The following is a 16,167-nucleotide window of genomic DNA, read 5'->3' as shown; positions in this document are numbered from 1 at the left end:
TCTGCCAGCCTTGACCTTCCAGTAACTGGAAACCCTATTTTCGTGGAAATTCGAAAATCGGAGACGACATGTCCAGCGAAACCCATGCAACACTTTCCATCGAAGGAATGTCCTGTGCATCTTGCGTCGGGCGCGTGGATCGCGCTTTGGCCGTTCTGGAAGGCGTGAGCGATGTATCGGTCAACCTGGCCAGCGAAACCGCCCAGTTGACGGCTGACGGGCCGGAGCGGCTGATGACCGCGGCAAAGCGCCTTGATGAACTCGGGTATCCCGCACGCCGCGCCAGTGTGACGCTGAACGTTGGCTCCATGTCCTGCGCGTCCTGTGTCGGACGGGTGGACCGGGCGCTGTCCGCGGTCCCCGGCGTAACCGAGGTGAACGTCAACCTCGCCTCCGAGACGGCAAGTGTCACCTACCTGGAAGGCATGACCGGTCCCGCTGCATTGGCGGCTGCTGCGACGGCTGCCGGATATCCAGCGGAGGTTGCCGAAGCGAGTGCCACCCAGGACCGTACAGCCCGCAAGGAGGAGGAGGCCCGGGCGCTTGCCCGCCGGGTGGTCCTGGCCGCTATGCTGGCGCTGCCTGTCTTCCTGATGGAAATGGGCAGTCACGTGATCCCGGGGATGCACGACCTGATCGGGCACACCATCGGACATCGGACAAGCTGGCTGATCCAGTTCGCCCTGACGACCGCGGTCCTTGCCGGGCCGGGCCGTGCTTTCTATCTCAAGGGTATTCCGGCGCTTCTCAAGGGCGCCCCGGACATGAACAGCCTCGTCGCCGTCGGCACGGCGGCGGCCTATGCCTATTCCGTGATTGCCACCTTCTTTCCGGTACTGCTGCCGGATGCGGTCAGGTCGGTCTATTACGAGGCCGCTGCTGTGATCGTCGTGCTGATCCTGTTCGGACGGTTTCTGGAGGCGCGCGCCAAGGGCCGCACCGGAGCGGCAATCCAGAAGCTGCTCGGTCTTCAGGTTCGAACCGCGCGGGTTCTGCGCGATGGCGAACCGGTTGAACTGTCAATTGAAGACCTGCATGCGGGCGACATCGTCGTCGTCCGGCCGGGAGAACGCATCGCCGTCGACGGCGAGGTGACGGAAGGCGAAAGCCACGTCGATGAAAGCATGATCACCGGTGAACCGGTGCCAGTTGCCAAGACGCTGGGGGCCGGCGTCACTGGCGGAACTGTGAACGGGGCGGGGGCCTTTCAGTTCCGCGCCACCCGGGTCGGGGCCGACACCACACTTGCGCAGATCATCCGGATGGTCGAAGAGGCGCAAGGGGCCAAGCTGCCGATCCAGGGGCTCGTGGATCGCATCACCCTCTGGTTTGTCCCGGTGGTCATGTCCGTTGCGGCGCTGACGGTGCTGGTGTGGCTAATCCTCGGTCCCAGTCCCGCGTTGACGCTGGCGCTGGTCGCGGGCGTGTCCGTGCTGATCATTGCCTGTCCCTGCGCCATGGGCCTGGCCACGCCGACGTCGATCATGGTCGGCACTGGCCGCGCGGCCGAGATGGGCGTGTTGTTCAGAAAGGGCGATGCCCTGCAGCAACTGACCGCGGTCGAGGTCGTCGCGCTCGACAAGACCGGCACAGTGACCGAAGGCCGGCCGGAGCTGACCGATCTTGTCCTCGCCCAAGGATTTGACCGCGATGACGTTTTGGCGCGGGTCGCGGCGGTCGAGGACCGGTCGGAACACCCGATTGCCGCCGCCATCGTGCGGGCGGCGCGCGGCGAAGGCGTCGCGCAGGTCGGCGTCGCGGACTTCACCTCGATCACCGGTTACGGCGTTCAGGCGACCGCCGGTGGAGCGCAGGTGATCGTTGGCGCGGACCGCCTGATGAGCCGCGAGGGTATCGACCTGGGGCCGTTGGCGGAGATTGAAACCGACCTGGCCAGGCGCGGCCGGACCGCGCTCTTTGCCGCTATCGATGGCCGGATTGCCGCGGTTATGGGCGTTGCGGACCCGGTGAAGCCTGCAAGCCGCGCCGCGATTGCGGCCCTTCATGCACAAGGGCTTCAGGTCGCCATGATCACCGGCGACAAGCGAGAAACGGCCGAGGCCATTGCCGTGGAGACGGGCATCGACCATGTCGTCGCCGGCGTCCTGCCCGAAGGCAAGGTTGCCGCCCTTCAGAAGCTGCGCGGGGTTGGCCGGAAGATCGCCTTTGTCGGCGACGGCATCAACGATGCGCCCGCGCTCGCCCATGCGGACGTGGGCATCGCCATCGGCACCGGCACGGATGTGGCCATCGAATCCGCCGATGTCGTGCTGATGTCGGGCGACTTGCGCGGCGTGGTCAATGCGTTCGAAGTGTCGAAGCGGACCATGACCAATATCCGGGAAAACCTGTTCTGGGCATTCGGTTACAATACCGCGTTGATCCCGGTCGCCGCCGGCGTGCTTTACCCGGCCTTCGGGCTCCTACTGTCACCGGTTCTCGCCGCCGCCGCCATGGCCCTATCCTCGGTCTTCGTACTGACGAACGCACTGCGCCTTCGCCGGATCAAGCCTCCGATGGACGAAAAGGAAACGCCGGCACCGCAAGTAGCAGCTTTATTGGCGGAAGCGGCCGAATAAGGGAGAGCATTATGAATATCGGCGACGTATCACAACTGTCCGGTGTTCCGGCAAAGACGATCCGTTATTACGAGGATATCGGGTTGATCAAACCCTTGCGAGGGGACAATGGCTATCGCAGCTTCCAGGACAGAGATCTTTATAAATTGGCCTTTCTTGGCCGGGCAAGGTCTCTCGGTTTTTCGATCGAAGATTGCAGAAGCCTCCTGGAGCTTTACGAAAACGATGGTCGGGCGAGCGCCGACGTGAAACAGATCGCGGAGAAGCATCTGGCTCGGATCGAAGAGAAGATTTCCCAACTCCATTCCATGCAAAGGACATTGGCACATTTGATCGATGCTTGCGCGGGAGATCATCGCCCCGACTGTCCGATCCTTAATGACCTTGGCCAGGCTTCCGGACTTTCGGCGACTCGCAAGCGGCAGTGATACCCGGGCTATGCCCATTGGCAATGCGGTAACTGGATAGCTGTATCCTTGCCGATATTGACCCAGCGGCGTCCGGAGGCGCTTCTGCGGATCCAATGCCGAAAAGACTTGCTGAGAGATGCTGCCAGATGCCGGGAATTGAAAACACAGCCCAAACGGCGCACCGCTATACACGATTGCAGATCGTGCTTCACTGGTCCGTCGTTATCCTGATCGCCGAGCAGTGGTATACGTCAAAGGCGATCCCGCGAACACACAACCCGTTCCTGCCACCATCGAAAGCCGATCTGTTGATGCACATGGTGCACAATTATGCCGGCATGTTGATCGGGCTGCTCATGGTGATCCGTCTCGGATTGATTTTCCTGAACCCCCGTCAGGGCAAAACCGGAAGCCGGGACTGGCAAACGAAGGGGGCCCATGCGGTGCACTGGGCACTGTATCTGGCTGTTCTCGGTCAGGCGTTGACCGGCTTTGTCGCGTCCTATCTCTGGAAGGGCGCTGTTCCCTTCCATCTGATGTTCTGGAATCTGATCCTGACCCTGGTGAGCGTGCACGTCCTCGCGGCGGCCTATCACCTTGTCTGCGGAGATGGTGTCGTCCGGAACATGGTTGTCTGGCGCCCGAAACGGTAGGAGCCGAACCGTTCCAGATCGGCCGGGCTGAAGTTGGCACTACCGACGAGGTAAGTTTGGCATGTACCATCCGGCCGTTCACGGGATGATCATTCCATTGCGGACATAGTCTTCGTGATACGGGAACACGATTTCCGGATCCGACCGCAGGACGTTGCTATCCTTGTCGCAATAGTGCAGGCGTAGGAGCAGGTCGCGGATCAGGTTGAGCCGGGCACGCCGCTTGTTGTCACCATGCACAATTGTCCAGGGCGTGATTGCATTGTGCGTCCGCGACAGCATTTCGTTCCGCGCGGAACTGTAGTCGTCCCAGAGCTTGACGGCCTTTGCATCGATAGGGCTGATCTTCCACTGCTTGAGCGGATTGGTGCGCCGGTCTTCAAGGCGGCGTTTCTGTTCGTCCCGGGAAATGTCGAGATAGTATTTCAGCAGCTTGATACCCGAACGCACCAGCATGTGCTCGAAGTCGAGGACCGTCTCCATGAATTCCTCGTACTCTGCTTCCGTGCAGAATTTCATGACCCGCTCCACCCCCGCGCGGTTATACCAGCTGCGGTTGAACAGCACGAACTCCCGGGCTTTGGGAAGGTGTGCGGTGTAGCGCTGGAAGTACCAGCCGGTGCGGTCGAGATCCGATGGCTTTCCGAGTGCCACGACGCGCGTTTCCCGCGGGCTCAGATGCTCAACGATCCTTTTTATGACACCGTCCTTGCCGGCCGTGTCACGGCCTTCGATCAGGACCAGAATCCGATCGTCGCATTGAATGAAATGCTTCTGAAGTTTCACCAGTTCGATTTGCAGGGCATGCAATTGGGCACGGTATTCCTTCTTGTCCAATTGCATGCCCCTTTGAGACTGGTTCTTGTTTCGGCTTTGGCGTTTCATGGCCTTTTAACCGTACCTCCCAAATTCTGTCCTGGACGGCTTTGGGCGATGGTCTCGCTGACGAAGCTTTCTTAGACAGGACAGGGCGGCATGCGGCGCTCCTGATTAGTCGGCCCACATGGCGGCGCGTACCATCGGCGGAAAGACATTGATTTTGTTGTCGACCTCCCTGACACCGGCCACGTTCTCCGTTGCCACGCGTATAGCCTGCCTTTCCGGATCTGAATCGACGGCTCCCCAAAGATGGGCGATGCCGCCGGATACGGTAACGGTCACAAATTGCCGGTCTATTCCGGTTTCCTTCAAAGCCTGTTCCACTTTGCCACGGATCGTTTTGTCATCCTTCGCAGCCTGTTCCGTGGCCGGCTTTGGCGTCGCCAGTCCACGCAGCAGATCGGCACGGCTCACGACCCCCACGAGTTGTCCGTTTGTGACGACCGGGACCCGTTTTATGTGGTTGCGTTCCAGCAAGTCGGCGACTTCCTCGAGAGACGCGTCCTCACCCACGGTTTTTACGTCCCGTGTCATCACGTCCTTCGCCGTGCCGCCGTGCGACTTGATATAGTCGAGTGCCTTGTCCTCCGGGGCGGCCAGAAGCGCCATCCACCATGAAGGATGGCGCTCCGTTTGGGTTTCGGTGCGCCGGATCAGGTCACCCTCGCTGACGATGCCGACCATGTTGCCTTTGGCATTCACAACTGGTACTGCGCTGATCCGCTTGTCGGCTAGGGCTTTTGCGACGTCGCGCACGCTTGTGTCCGGGCCGACCGTTATTACGGACGTCGTCATCACGTCTTTCGCAAACATGATATTTCCCTCCATTAGATAATATCCTTATCCAACAACCTATTATGGGAAGCCATTCAGGGGGTATGTCAATCACCCAGCCCGACCTCCCGCCATTTGGCCTTCTACATGGTGTGCGGCCGGTAGGTGATGCCGTTGGCTGCCTGCAGTTCGCGCACATATTTGATGATCGTTGCCACCTCTTCCTGACTCATTTGTGGCTGTGCAGGCATGTTTCCATAGGGCCAGTGGTGCTGGCGCACGCCGAACCTCGCCGCGACTAGGAATGACTCGTCGGTATGGTGTCCGGGATTGTAGATGTCGTGGACCAGCGGCGGGCCCTTGTCGGTTCCCGCCGCGTTGGCGCCGTGGCAATCCGCGCATACTGAATCAAACGCTTGTTTGCCTTTCAGGGCGATTTCGGAGAGTTGCGGCACTGAGACTGCTACGCTGACGGCAGATGTTCTTTTTTCCGATCCGAATGTTTTCCAGAGCCACAGACCTCCGCCAATTACGAAAAAGCCCAGCACCAGATATCTCGGCAGATTGTCGCGCAGGTTCATTTGGCGGATTTCCCTTTCTGTGTAAGTGGTCGAACCATTGTTTTCGACGCAGTGGACATCCGGCCATGCGCACGTTCGGATTGGTTCGCATTGTTGATGCGGACGACGACGTCAAACGGCGCAAACGCACCGGTTCTGGCTCCCTGCGGGTCGTCGTAGGTGGCACCTCCCATTCTCCGGGACATGGTCTGGAGCACTTTCATTTTCTATTGCCCGTAAAGCGCGGTGAAGATGCGTTCGTACGCTGCATCGCGGAATTCCCTACAGACTTCGAAGCTCTTGCCGACATCCTCAAAAATTTCGCGCTCATGCACGATCGCCGAATTATCGGCCTCAAGAGGTTTACGGTCTTTCCGGATCGTTTCAGCCGCTGCCGCCACACCGGGCATCCACGGATTGAACGCCTCGGAATAAAGATACCGGCTGGCCCTCATCGGATGCAGCCATTTGAGAATTTCCGCCGACCATGGATTGGAAAACGCCCGAACCCAGGGGCTGAAGAATGTCGCATATACATTCTCGCTGAATTCGGATGTCCGGCGGACACGCTCAAAGGCGTCACGCGGATAGTCGGTTTGAAGGTCCTCAACCCGGCGCGGCTCGAAACGAACCTCATAAGCAGGCTTGTGACAGTCGGGATCTCTGGACGGATTGTCGATCTTCATTTCATAGAGACCGGGGGGGAGGGCCTCGATCTCTTCAAGGCTTTCCAGGATGGCCCTGTGTTCCAGTCGGGCGATGCTGGCCGAGACGAAAATTCCCAAGTGCCCCACATGGGGATTGGTCAGGTAGACGATCCGCTGACCGGCCTGTTTCAGGTCGTCCGTGTCCTTGTATACCGCAGGTATCCAGCCCAGGGCCTGATGCGGTGGGGTGATATTGTCGCCGTAAGACGCGAAGATAACGATCGGGTTGGCGATGCGGCGCAAGTTCGCAAGGCAGCCTTCGCAGATACGCACCAGGCCTTGTTCGAGCTTGTTGCCGACAAACAGATTTTCGACGATTGCCAGCATTTCCTCGCGGCTGAGGAAATAGAAGCCGTTCCACCAGCGCTCAAAATCAAGGAAACGCTCGCGTTCGGTATCGATATGGCTGAAGAGGTTCGCATATTTTTCCCAAATCGCCTTTTCCGGCTTCAGGTTCTCGAAGTTCTGAGCCAGCCATGCACCATCGAAACGACCATCCGCGAGATCTGCGGTTAGATGGGTGAGCCATGCACCGCCGAGCAAACCTCCGGCGACCCGCATCGGGTTTACACCCGATTCACCCGCCCAGTAGGACAGCGGCGAACCGTTCAACACGATTGGCCCCGCCAGGCCTTCACAATCGGTCGCAAGCAGCGTCACCACCCAGCCGGCCTGACAGTTTCCGTAAAGCACCGGAGGGCTATCCAGATGTCGGCGTGCCACCTCTTCGACGAAGAGCCTGAGGGCATGGAGAACATCCATCAGGGTCTGTTCAGGTTCAGGCTCCGGATAGAAAATGACGAAGTAGACCGGATGCCCCTCGCGCATCGCCATTCCGACCTCTGAATCGCGTTTGAAACCGCCTATACCCGGGCCATGGCCTGCACGGGGATCGACGACGATGACCGGTTGTTTGTCGACATCGATACAGTTCTCGAGGCAGTCTTCTCCGACCGATGTGATCCGCAGCAGCGCATAGTTCGCCGGGCGTTCGAAACGCCGCGCGTCGAGCACCGTCTCGTATTTGAAGTCGAGCAGAGGCGGCATCCCAGAGCGCTCATGCGCCAGCATGTTGTCGGCACGTTGACGCAGCGTGTCCCAGAATAGGATGCAACGTTCCAGAAAATCGCGCTGATAGGCGGCTATTTCCTGGACGGAGTGAAAAGGATCGCCGACGGCAGGCCGGGGTGCTGCTTTGGCAACATCGCCGCCATTGTTGCTCGCGGGACGATCCAAACGCTGTTTCCGGCGGCTTTCCCGGGATGCCAGAGATTTCAATGTTGTGGTGATCGTTTCCATTACTGCCACCTCCTCGCAAAGAAGTTGAACAAGGGCGCGAAAATCAGCGCGACATACCAGCCGTAGGCGAAGCTTTCGACGAGGCCGAGCAGGAAGCTGGGCAAGCTCAGCCATTTGAAGCCGGGCAGCAGGCGCAACCAGGTTTCGTACATGGCCTGTTGCGGAAAGATGAGGTCGAAGATCACGCACAACACGTACGTGACTGCGAGAAACAGGCCGAGGCTCATCCCGAGGGTCAAAACGGGTATGCGGATCGCAGACGGGGCGGGAAGCGGTGTGCCGGAAGGGCTTTGCCGCCCTGGAGAAACTCGGTCAACCATGAGCGCTCTCCGTGGTTTCTTCGACAACGGTAGCCTTCGAACCCGCATACAGATGCGGAGCGGCCTCGAATTGCTCACGGCAGTCGCGTGAGCAGAAATAATAGACCGATCCGTTGTATACGGAGGGTTTGGAGTCCTTTGTCTGAACGGTCTTTCCACATACAGGATCGACGTCATTCACGGGGGGGATCCAGCGAAGTTCGCTTTCGCTGTTTGAGTTTTCTTTTCCGGCTTTCTTGTGCGAATGATGTCCAGTTATGTGAGAACCGCAGCCGAACCTCATCATTAAGAAGAAGAGACCCGCCCAGAATAGAAAATAGACCAATGTTTCCATTTTAATCTGTCCATTTGTTATTTTACGTGCATCTGCTCAGGTGTTTATGTCTTTGCCGTAGTATAGCAGTGGCACCTTTGGTTCGTGGCAATTGCCTCTGTAAAGTACGTGTTTCTGTTTCCACGAATTTGGATTAGAAATTCATGTGTCTAGACACGTTTCACTTTAACGACGGGGCATTGCCGAGCTAATTACCTAAATCAGCGACATTCGTATCGATTTGGGAGGATGAGGTCGTGGGATAATGTATCTTGTCCAGTCGACAATTGCCTGAACAGAGAGCCCAGAAAATGTTGTTTCAGGAAAAAATGAAGTGAAGATTCCAGCCAGTGCGAAATGACTACACTGCTCATTTTCGCTGCAATCCCATTTGTTTTCCGGTGCAAAGTACGATGCAGAAAGATCTGTATCTGTTGACAGCGTAGAAACGCAAACAACTGTCTCGGGAAGATCGCCCAAAGATTCGTTTGATACCAGGAAGGCAAATATTGTTACCGCAACAGCAATCAGAAGCCCGGCAGTAAGCCGAAGTAATGAGACCAATTGTCCATCAGCAAGATTATGCGCTAAATTGAGCATTTCTGGCTAACTTTCTCTCACTGAGCTTGCAGTATTTCAAGCACGCGAAATGGCTGAGCTCGTCTCGACGATAGTTAGGCATTCGATCAGTAGGGGCATGATGAATAAACTCTAGTATATCCTCACGCGTCAGTTTTTGTTTGATCAAAATCAATATGGAGACTTGGTTCTCTACCGTGCAATTATTTCCTCTGGCTGGTGGGTTGAAAACAAGTCAGCCCCTATTTAATAAAGTCATGAACTCGGTGCGGCTTTGTGGTCGGTTGAAAAGCGATTGCGTTAAACGGAATTTTTTATATGAGGCGCGGTTCCTGTAAGCTTTTGATATTGGTTTTCGCTCTTGCTGTAAGCCTAGTGGTAGCGGGAGGTGCGTTCACCCACTCGGTAGGCTCAACTGTTGAGGCTCACGTAAACCAATCGGTCACATCAGTTGATATTTTGCACGGTGAAATGTCCAATGATCAGGGGGGAACATTTTCAGGGAACGAAACAGTTCACTGTGGTGCCTACCTGCTTGCCTTGACCTCGGACGTGCCTCTGTCGGGGCCCGATCTCCTGCAGGTCATTGGCACAGTTCCGCCGAGTTTGGCACTGTCCAGACAGGCGAACCTGGACCCGCCACCACCACGACCTGTTCCTCTGCCCGCTTGAACTCTTACTCGGCGAACGCCGCCGATCAACCGGTTACAGGAACAGATTGATGAAATTCAAAGTAATGACCATCGCCGGCACGCTGGTGCTGGCGGGTGCCGCCGCGGCCCTGGCGCATGGTGGCGCTACGGGAGTCGTCAAGGAACGCATGGATGCCATGGGCGAGATGGGGGATGTGATGAAGTCCCTCTCTTCGATCATGCGCGGCGACAAGGGCTATGACGCGGCCGCGGTGCGCAGCGGCGCCGAGGCGATCCAGTCCCATTCGGGCGAGGCCCTGACGAAGCTCTTTCCCGAACACAGCATCGAGGGATCCTCGGAAGCAAAGCCCGAGATCTGGTCGAACTGGCAGGAATTCAAGAGCCTTGCCGATCAGCTGGACCTCTTCGCCGCGGCGCTTGGTCAGGGCGCGGACAATGGGCTGGCCCATGGTGGCGACGGTGCCGGTATGATGGGTGGCAGCTCCATGATGTCCCAGGACGGGATGATGGGGACCGCACCCATGATGGGCGACGCATCGCAGATGGCGAACCCGGAGATGCTTGCGCAGATGCCGGCGGACGGGCTTTTCAACATGGTGGCCCAAACCTGTTCGGCCTGCCACTCCAAGTTCCGGGTTGAGAAGAAATAGCCGATGCGCCGCTGGTTCATTGTTGCGATGGCTGCTCCCGCGGTAGCGGGAATGGCTTTTGCCGTGTTGCACTATTGGCCGATCAGCAAGACTGAGGAAATTCAGAACCTTGTTGGGGATCCTGGGCGAGGTGCCTATCTCGCGAGAATGTCCGGATGCATTGCTTGCCATACCAACTCTGCTCAAGGTGGCAAGCCACTCGCGGGCGGTGTCCGCTTGCCGACAGACTTTGGGACATTCTATTCGCCCAACCTAACAACCGATCCCGAACACGGGATCGGCGACTGGAACCTGGAAGACTTCGCGCGTGCACTGCGCCAGGGAGTGGCTCCCGACGGAAGCCCGTATTTTCCGTCGTTCCCCTATCCGTTCTACAGCAGCTTGAGCGACCAAGATGTCGCCGATCTCTGGGCGGCGTTCAAAACCGTCCCACCCGTCGCCGAAGCGTCAAAAGAACATGACATGCTGCCACCGTTCAATCTCAGGGCCGGGCTCAAGGTCTGGCGTGCGCGCTACTATGATCCGGCACCTTTTTCACCGGACCCCGGGAAGAGCGATCTCTGGAACCGGGGCAAGTTCATCGTGGAAGGGCCCGCTCATTGCGGCGCTTGCCACACACCGCGCAACCTGCTTGGCGCCCGGGAGGTGGAAATGGCGCTGCATGGTGCCGAAGAGCTGCCGGATGGCGGCAAATCGCCTCCCATTACCAGCGAGGCCTTGAAGGAGGGCGGCTGGGACATAAACTCCTTGTCTTACGCGCTCAAGACCGGAATTTTGCCGGATGGCGACGTCTTTGGCGGCTCGATGGGCGAAGTGGTTCGGGACGGCACCGCTTTCCTGACCAACGAAGACCGGAAGGCGATCGCGACCTATCTTCTTGAAAGAGAGAACTGAGACCATGCTGACAAGGCGCAGAATGCTTCAACTGGCCGGGATGGGGACGGCGGCTTTTTCAGTGCCGCCGATCCTGACCGCTGCACGGGCGTCCGACAGATTTCTGGAACTGACCGCCGGTCCTTCTCGCAAGAAGCTTTATCGAAACGACGCCGCGGAGTCCGAACTGTGGACCTATAACGGTAGCTCGCCTGGCCCTGAGATCCGGGTACGGGTTGGCGAGACTGTGAAGGTTCGGCTGTTCAACAATCTTGAGGAGCCGACCTCCATTCACTGGCACGGGATCAGGATCGACAACGCCATGGACGGCGTTTCCGGGCTCACGCAACCCGCGGTGCCGCCTGGCGAGAGTTTTGACTACGAGTTTGTCGTGCCGGATGCCGGAACCTACTGGTATCATGCGCATAACAAGAGCTGGAACCAGGTGGCACGCGGTCTCTATGGCCCCCTGATCGTGGAAGAGGCCAAGCCGGCCTTCAGCAGGGACAATGATCTGACCCTGGTGATCGACGACTGGCGTCTCAACCGGGACGGAAGCCTCGACGTTGCCAGTCTCGGCCATCTGATGGACTGGAGCCATGGTGGTCGGTTCGGCAATTGGCTGACGGTGAACGGCGAAAGCAATCCGGAAATTCAGGTGGTGCGCGGACAGGCCACCCGTCTCAGGCTGATCAACGCGGCCAACGCCCGGATCTTCGAGATCAACCCCGGCCGGTTCGGTGCGAAAATCCTGGCTTATGACGGCCAGGCGCTCTCAAAGCCCCAAATACCGGCCTATGCCCCATTGCTGCTTGGCCCGGCGCAACGCATGGATCTTCTGGTGACACCTGACGATGACTTCTTGCTGGAGGAGCTTTCGGGAGACGATCCCTATCCCTTTGCCCGGTTCCGGACCGTTGAGGGGGATGGGACGCAGCACAGTGCGGGCTCCTTGCCAGTGAACGCCATCCCCGAACCTGACCTGGACAACGCGCGGGTGGTGCGTGTCGACATGACCGGCGGCGCCATGGGCCGGATGGTCCAGACGGTCTACCAGGGCAAGATCCTTTCAGGGGAGGATTATCCGCGCACCGGACAGCTCTGGGCCTTCAACGGGGTCGCGAACCTGGCGGAGGAACCGCTTTTGGCGGCCCAAAGAGGGGAAACAATCATTCTGGAGGTGTTCAACGATACCGCCTTCATGCATGCCATGCATGTGCACGGACACCATTTCCGGGTGATCGAGCGAAGTGGGGCGACCATCGATGACGGTGATCCCTGGCGGGATACGTTTCTGGTCGGTCCCGAACAGACGGTCCGGATTGCCTTCGTGGCGGACAATCCCGGCAAGTGGCTGTTTCATTGCCACATGCTGGAACACGCGGCCGCCGGCATGAATACCTGGTTTGATGTTGCCTAGTGCGCTAACTCAATTGTGTAATTTTCGGTATAGAATTATTTAATCTTATCGGGTATTCAAAATCTATGAGCTCTTGGATTTCGGTCTTTCTTGTTGCTGTTTTTGCAGTGGTTCACACGGCTGCTGCGTTTAGTGCTGACGAAGTCGAAATCCAGACGCTTTCTCAGAAGCCCTCGGTTCTTCAGACAAGCTTGACAGTTCTGGCGATTGCAGGCGCACACCAAATGAAGTGCTGCGAGCAATCAGGAAATCAGTACAAATCCCCGAAAGTATCGAATTGCAGCGTGGATTGCGTTACCTTTATCGGCACGCGCTCGGTGGTTCTGCCAAAACTAATGATCGCCCATGAACAGTTGCAGCCACCCCCATTCAACGCCTCCAACCCATCTCCGGATAAACGGCCTCCAAGACACGTCTGACCAGGCACACATGCGTGAGTCCGCAAGGACCGCGCGCGACAGGTCAATCATGATTGGAGTGAAACGATGCTATCCAGGCGAAGCCTGCTCGCATGTTCCGCCGCAATTTGCGGGACCATAGTTGTCCCTGCGTCGGCGCATCCGACCGGAAAAAAACCATTTAAGGTCGACCCGAAGTTTGAACCGCAATCCGTCCGGTATTTTTCCCATCCCCCCGGCACAATCGTGGTGGATACGGGAAAACACTTCCTGTACCTCGTCGAGAGTTATGGGAGCGCAAGACGCTACGGTATTGGAGTTGGAAAAGCCGGGCGCTCTCTGAAAGGTGAAGCGGTTGTGGAGCGCAAAGCAAAATGGCCTAGCTGGCGTCCGACTGCCAATATGATCCGACGAGAACCCGGCAAGTACGCCAAATACGCAGCCGGTGTGCCAGGTGGCCCAGGAAATCCACTCGGGTCCAGAGCCCTGTATCTTTACCGCAATGGCCGGGACACGATGTACCGGATTCATGGCACAACTGAACCATCCTCAATCGGACGATCCGTCTCGAACGGCTGTGTACGCATGATCAACGTACACGTCGAAGATCTTTTTGAACGCGTCCCGTTGGGAACAAGGGTAATCATCTTATGACTATGCAATACACGAACAACCAAATCAAAACGTCCGTTCCTCAGGTCAAGGCGGCTCCCAAAACAGGAAACTCTATCGGCAGTCTTTTCGCAGGACATAACATTTTCATGATGGCTTGTTGTGCGGCGATGGTGATCGGAACTGGATTCCTGATCGCAACTGCGCCAGCGGGACAGACGATCGGCCAAACACTTCTTCTGGCTGCTCCAATGCTCGGATGCGTTGGCATGCATCTCGTAATGCATCGCTTCATGGGAAAGTCTTGTCACGGTGACTCTAAGTCAGAGTCAAAAAATGACTAGACTAAGCTTGCTTCAGAGGGTTTTGCAGCAGCTCGTGATTTGGAGCATGCGAGCTCCCGGATTGCCTAAGGACACATTGGGCATGGGCTTTGCCCCATTCGCGAATTCCACGAACTCCGCGCAGGAAGACCCGTGGAAGCGTAACCCGAAATGCAATATGACGATGGGTGAATGATCTTCAAATGAGAAAACTGACAAGAAGATCTTTTCTTGCCGGGGCGGCGAGCCTTTCAGGGCTCGCCGTAACCGGCTGTATTTCGAGCAATGCACCTCAGGAGCCTCTTCCGCTCGCGGAGGACCCGGCCTACCTGAGCATGTATGGTGCAAAGCCTGCCGAACAATTTCCGCTTCCTGCGATCAACCTCAAGAAAGTGCCGGAGCGCTTCTATCGTCAACAGGTCGACTATCGAACGAGCGAAAAGGTAGGAACGCTGGTGGTCGATACACCAAACTATTACCTCTACCTCGTCCAGGAAAACGGGAAGGCGATGCGCTACGGAGTCGGCCTCGGGCGCGCCGGGTTCGAGTGGTCGGGGAGGGCACGTATTGCGCGCAAGTCGGAATGGCCTACATGGACGCCGCCCGATGAGATGATCGAGCGCCAGCCCGAGCTCGAGAAATGGAGTTGGCGCAATGGTGGCATGCCGCCTGGACTGGAAAACCCGCTTGGGGCTCGCGCGCTCTACATTTTTCAGGGCAACAAGGACACGCTCTACCGTCTCCACGGAACCGCCGAATACTGGACGATCGGAACCGCTGTTTCGAGCGGCTGCGTCAGGCTCATGAATCAGGACATCATTGACCTGTATGGTCGGGTTCCCGTCGGTTCCCCGATTGTGGTGCTGTCATGAACCGTGCAATCAAGATCTGGTCGGTCCCCATCATTCTGCTCATTTCGATCGGTGTTGCTGTCGGCGTTTTTCTAAGGGGTAGCAGCCGCTCTGCCTCCTTGGAATTGAGGCCGGGTGAAGCGGAACTCGTACGCAGAGGCGCCGAAGTTTATGCGCAAAATTGCGCCTCCTGCCATGGCGTGGATCTTAAAGGGGAGGAGGATTGGCAATCGGGCAATACCGACGGCACGCTCAAAGCCCCACCCCATGATGAAACCGGTCACACCTGGCATCACGACGACGAACTGCTTTTCCGGGTCACCAAATTCGGAACGGCAAAGGCCGTGGATCTCAAGGACTTCAAATCGAACATGCCTGCCTTTGAAGGCACGCTGACCGATACGGATATTGTCGCCGCGCTGTCCTGGATCAAAGCCCAGTGGCCCGAGGAAATCCAGGAGCGGCATGACATGATGAATGAGCGAAAGAGGAGCAACAACCAATGAATTTCCGATTGCCAAGCCTTGGGACCGTACTGATTGCCCTGTTGTTCACCGCGTCAACCGCTTCTGCAGACCAGGAAGAAGGACTGACGGAAGCCAGGATCAAGGAGTTGGCACTCGAGGCAATTCTTGAAAACCCAGAGATCATCGAACAGGCGATCGGCTTGCTTCAACAAAAGCAACTCGCGCGTCAACAAGCAGATGTGGCTTCCATTTTGGCCGAAAGGCGCAACGAACTTGAAGAAGATCCTAACGCACCGGTTCTCGGCAATCCGGCTGGGGATGTCACCCTTGTCGAATTTTTCGACTACAATTGTCCCTACTGCAAACGCGCGATGCAGGAAGTCAAAACTCTGCTCCAAGCAGATCCGAATATCAGGCTTGTCTATCGGGAGTGGCCCATTTTGAGCCCTGGTTCCATATTTGCTGCAAGGGCTGCACTCGCGGCTCGAAAGCAAGGCAAATATGAGGAGTTCCACTGGGCGCTGATGGGCTTCAAAGGGAAGGTAGAGGAAGGTTCAACGATCAAGATCGCAAAAGAGGTCGGTCTGGATGTCGAGAAGCTTAAGGTTGACATGTTGGCACCCGAAATCGAGGAACATATCAGGTTGTCTATGAACCTGGCCGAAGCGCTTAACATCAACGGCACGCCGGCGTTTATCGCAGGGGAAAAAGTTTATCCGGGTCTTCTCACGTCCGAACAATTGTCTCAGGCAATCGAGGATGCCCGGAGCGCCCAATGAAGGTAACACAGGATCTTGGTTCCGACGCACTTGGCGAAGTTGGTAGATATGTTCATCGCCATTGCAGT

The 16,167-nt window shown here is 57.4% G+C and carries 18 protein-coding genes; 11 read left to right on the top strand and 7 right to left on the bottom strand.

Features of this window, described 5'->3' with window-relative positions; all coding sequences use genetic code 11:
• The first annotated feature begins 68 nt into the window (after nucleotides 1-68).
• The 3 genes from J7447_RS29305 to J7447_RS29295 all read left to right on the top strand — a co-directional run bounded on the left by J7447_RS29305 (nucleotide 69) and on the right by J7447_RS29295 (nucleotide 3,642).
• Nucleotides 69-2,579, top strand: coding sequence for a heavy metal translocating P-type ATPase (locus tag J7447_RS29305; RefSeq protein ID WP_209171661.1), 2,511 nt, complete (start codon nucleotides 69-71; stop codon nucleotides 2,577-2,579).
• Nucleotides 2,580-2,590: 11 nt separating this feature from the next.
• On the top strand, nucleotides 2,591-3,007 hold the full coding sequence (gene cueR, locus J7447_RS29300) for a Cu(I)-responsive transcriptional regulator (RefSeq protein ID WP_075284727.1): 417 nt from the start codon (nucleotides 2,591-2,593) through the stop codon (nucleotides 3,005-3,007).
• A gap of 128 nt (nucleotides 3,008-3,135) precedes the next feature.
• Nucleotides 3,136-3,642, top strand: a complete 507-nt coding sequence (locus J7447_RS29295; protein WP_075284726.1) for a cytochrome b/b6 domain-containing protein — start codon at nucleotides 3,136-3,138, stop codon at nucleotides 3,640-3,642.
• Nucleotides 3,643-3,720: 78 nt separating this feature from the next.
• Here J7447_RS29295 and ppk2 read toward each other — a convergent pair whose 3' ends face one another.
• The 7 genes from ppk2 to J7447_RS29260 form a co-directional block, all read right to left on the bottom strand.
• Nucleotides 3,721-4,527 (bottom strand): polyphosphate kinase 2, encoded by an 807-nt coding sequence (gene ppk2, locus J7447_RS29290; RefSeq protein ID WP_075284725.1) that lies wholly within the window; start codon nucleotides 4,525-4,527, stop codon nucleotides 3,721-3,723.
• A 105-nt stretch (nucleotides 4,528-4,632) separates the two neighbouring features.
• Nucleotides 4,633-5,334, bottom strand: a complete 702-nt coding sequence (locus J7447_RS29285) for a CBS domain-containing protein (RefSeq protein WP_075284730.1) — start codon at nucleotides 5,332-5,334, stop codon at nucleotides 4,633-4,635.
• 104 nt (nucleotides 5,335-5,438) lie between these two features.
• Nucleotides 5,439-5,876 (bottom strand): cytochrome c, encoded by a 438-nt coding sequence (locus J7447_RS29280; RefSeq protein WP_075284724.1) that lies wholly within the window; start codon nucleotides 5,874-5,876, stop codon nucleotides 5,439-5,441.
• 206 nt (nucleotides 5,877-6,082) lie between these two features.
• Nucleotides 6,083-7,861: a DUF3141 domain-containing protein gene (locus tag J7447_RS29275; RefSeq protein ID WP_075284722.1), complete on the bottom strand. Its 1,779-nt coding sequence runs from the start codon at nucleotides 7,859-7,861 to the stop codon at nucleotides 6,083-6,085.
• Entirely contained in the window at nucleotides 7,861-8,181 is a 321-nt protein-coding gene (locus J7447_RS29270) for a DUF5676 family membrane protein (protein WP_075284721.1), read from the bottom strand. Before J7447_RS29270 ends, J7447_RS29275 begins: the two co-directional genes overlap by 1 nt.
• On the bottom strand, nucleotides 8,174-8,515 hold the full coding sequence (locus tag J7447_RS29265; RefSeq protein WP_075284720.1) for a YHS domain-containing protein: 342 nt from the start codon (nucleotides 8,513-8,515) through the stop codon (nucleotides 8,174-8,176). The genes J7447_RS29270 and J7447_RS29265 overlap by 8 nt, the downstream gene beginning before the upstream one ends.
• Before the next feature lie 195 nt (nucleotides 8,516-8,710).
• The gene (locus tag J7447_RS29260; protein ID WP_139314320.1) at nucleotides 8,711-9,094 is read right to left on the bottom strand and encodes a hypothetical protein; all 384 of its coding nucleotides are present in this window, start codon (nucleotides 9,092-9,094) and stop codon (nucleotides 8,711-8,713) included.
• 700 nt (nucleotides 9,095-9,794) lie between these two features.
• Between J7447_RS29260 and J7447_RS29255 the strand changes: the two genes are divergently transcribed.
• The 8 genes from J7447_RS29255 (at nucleotide 9,795) to J7447_RS29220 (ending at nucleotide 16,099) form a co-directional block, all read left to right on the top strand.
• Nucleotides 9,795-10,376: a cytochrome c gene (locus J7447_RS29255; protein WP_083660862.1), complete on the top strand. Its 582-nt coding sequence runs from the start codon at nucleotides 9,795-9,797 to the stop codon at nucleotides 10,374-10,376.
• Between the two features lie 3 nt (nucleotides 10,377-10,379).
• Nucleotides 10,380-11,270: a cytochrome c gene (locus J7447_RS29250; RefSeq protein ID WP_075284718.1), complete on the top strand. Its 891-nt coding sequence runs from the start codon at nucleotides 10,380-10,382 to the stop codon at nucleotides 11,268-11,270.
• A 22-nt stretch (nucleotides 11,271-11,292) separates the two neighbouring features.
• Nucleotides 11,293-12,669, top strand: a complete 1,377-nt coding sequence (locus tag J7447_RS29245; protein WP_228873420.1) for a multicopper oxidase family protein — start codon at nucleotides 11,293-11,295, stop codon at nucleotides 12,667-12,669.
• 485 nt (nucleotides 12,670-13,154) lie between these two features.
• Nucleotides 13,155-13,721 (top strand): L,D-transpeptidase, encoded by a 567-nt coding sequence (locus J7447_RS29240; protein WP_083660861.1) that lies wholly within the window; start codon nucleotides 13,155-13,157, stop codon nucleotides 13,719-13,721.
• Nucleotides 13,718-14,023 (top strand): DUF2933 domain-containing protein, encoded by a 306-nt coding sequence (locus tag J7447_RS31580; RefSeq protein WP_139314319.1) that lies wholly within the window; start codon nucleotides 13,718-13,720, stop codon nucleotides 14,021-14,023. Before J7447_RS29240 ends, J7447_RS31580 begins: the two co-directional genes overlap by 4 nt.
• Nucleotides 14,024-14,205: 182 nt before the next feature.
• Nucleotides 14,206-14,874 (top strand): L,D-transpeptidase, encoded by a 669-nt coding sequence (locus J7447_RS29230; protein WP_075284715.1) that lies wholly within the window; start codon nucleotides 14,206-14,208, stop codon nucleotides 14,872-14,874.
• The gene (locus J7447_RS29225; protein WP_075284714.1) at nucleotides 14,871-15,359 is read left to right on the top strand and encodes a cytochrome c; all 489 of its coding nucleotides are present in this window, start codon (nucleotides 14,871-14,873) and stop codon (nucleotides 15,357-15,359) included. The genes J7447_RS29230 and J7447_RS29225 overlap by 4 nt, the downstream gene beginning before the upstream one ends.
• A complete protein-coding gene (locus J7447_RS29220) occupies nucleotides 15,356-16,099 on the top strand; it encodes a DsbA family protein (protein ID WP_075284713.1) in 744 nt (247 codons plus the stop codon). The genes J7447_RS29225 and J7447_RS29220 overlap by 4 nt, the downstream gene beginning before the upstream one ends.
• Nucleotides 16,100-16,167: the final 68 nt, after the last annotated feature.

Origin of the sequence: Labrenzia sp. R5_0, from assembly GCF_017743835.1 — a bacterium.
GTDB lineage: Bacteria > Pseudomonadota > Alphaproteobacteria > Rhizobiales > Stappiaceae > Roseibium > Roseibium algicola.
The sequence above is the reverse complement of the archived record's forward strand: the minus strand, read 5'-3'. Positions and strand labels throughout refer to the sequence as shown.

Excerpts from the sequence above, each read along its gene's own strand:
- J7447_RS29230 (WP_075284715.1), top strand. The coding sequence starts at position 14,206 with ATGAGAAAACTGACAAGAAGATCTTTTCTTGCCGGGGCGGCGAGCCTT.
- J7447_RS29240 (WP_083660861.1), top strand. The coding sequence starts at position 13,155 with ATGCTATCCAGGCGAAGCCTGCTCGCATGTTCCGCCGCAATTTGCGGG.
- J7447_RS29295 (WP_075284726.1), top strand. The coding sequence starts at position 3,136 with ATGCCGGGAATTGAAAACACAGCCCAAACGGCGCACCGCTATACACGA.
- J7447_RS29225 (WP_075284714.1), top strand. The coding sequence starts at position 14,871 with ATGAACCGTGCAATCAAGATCTGGTCGGTCCCCATCATTCTGCTCATT.
- J7447_RS29220 (WP_075284713.1), top strand. The coding sequence starts at position 15,356 with ATGAATTTCCGATTGCCAAGCCTTGGGACCGTACTGATTGCCCTGTTG.
- J7447_RS29305 (WP_209171661.1), top strand. The coding sequence starts at position 69 with ATGTCCAGCGAAACCCATGCAACACTTTCCATCGAAGGAATGTCCTGT.
- ppk2 (WP_075284725.1), bottom strand. The coding sequence starts at position 4,527 with ATGAAACGCCAAAGCCGAAACAAGAACCAGTCTCAAAGGGGCATGCAA.
- J7447_RS31580 (WP_139314319.1), top strand. The coding sequence starts at position 13,718 with ATGACTATGCAATACACGAACAACCAAATCAAAACGTCCGTTCCTCAG.
- J7447_RS29250 (WP_075284718.1), top strand. The coding sequence starts at position 10,380 with ATGCGCCGCTGGTTCATTGTTGCGATGGCTGCTCCCGCGGTAGCGGGA.
- J7447_RS29245 (WP_228873420.1), top strand. The coding sequence starts at position 11,293 with ATGCTTCAACTGGCCGGGATGGGGACGGCGGCTTTTTCAGTGCCGCCG.
- J7447_RS29260 (WP_139314320.1), bottom strand. The coding sequence starts at position 9,094 with ATGCTCAATTTAGCGCATAATCTTGCTGATGGACAATTGGTCTCATTA.
- J7447_RS29275 (WP_075284722.1), bottom strand. The coding sequence starts at position 7,861 with ATGGAAACGATCACCACAACATTGAAATCTCTGGCATCCCGGGAAAGC.
- J7447_RS29255 (WP_083660862.1), top strand. The coding sequence starts at position 9,795 with ATGAAATTCAAAGTAATGACCATCGCCGGCACGCTGGTGCTGGCGGGT.
- J7447_RS29280 (WP_075284724.1), bottom strand. The coding sequence starts at position 5,876 with ATGAACCTGCGCGACAATCTGCCGAGATATCTGGTGCTGGGCTTTTTC.
- J7447_RS29285 (WP_075284730.1), bottom strand. The coding sequence starts at position 5,334 with ATGTTTGCGAAAGACGTGATGACGACGTCCGTAATAACGGTCGGCCCG.
- J7447_RS29270 (WP_075284721.1), bottom strand. The coding sequence starts at position 8,181 with ATGGTTGACCGAGTTTCTCCAGGGCGGCAAAGCCCTTCCGGCACACCG.
- J7447_RS29265 (WP_075284720.1), bottom strand. The coding sequence starts at position 8,515 with ATGGAAACATTGGTCTATTTTCTATTCTGGGCGGGTCTCTTCTTCTTA.
- cueR (WP_075284727.1), top strand. The coding sequence starts at position 2,591 with ATGAATATCGGCGACGTATCACAACTGTCCGGTGTTCCGGCAAAGACG.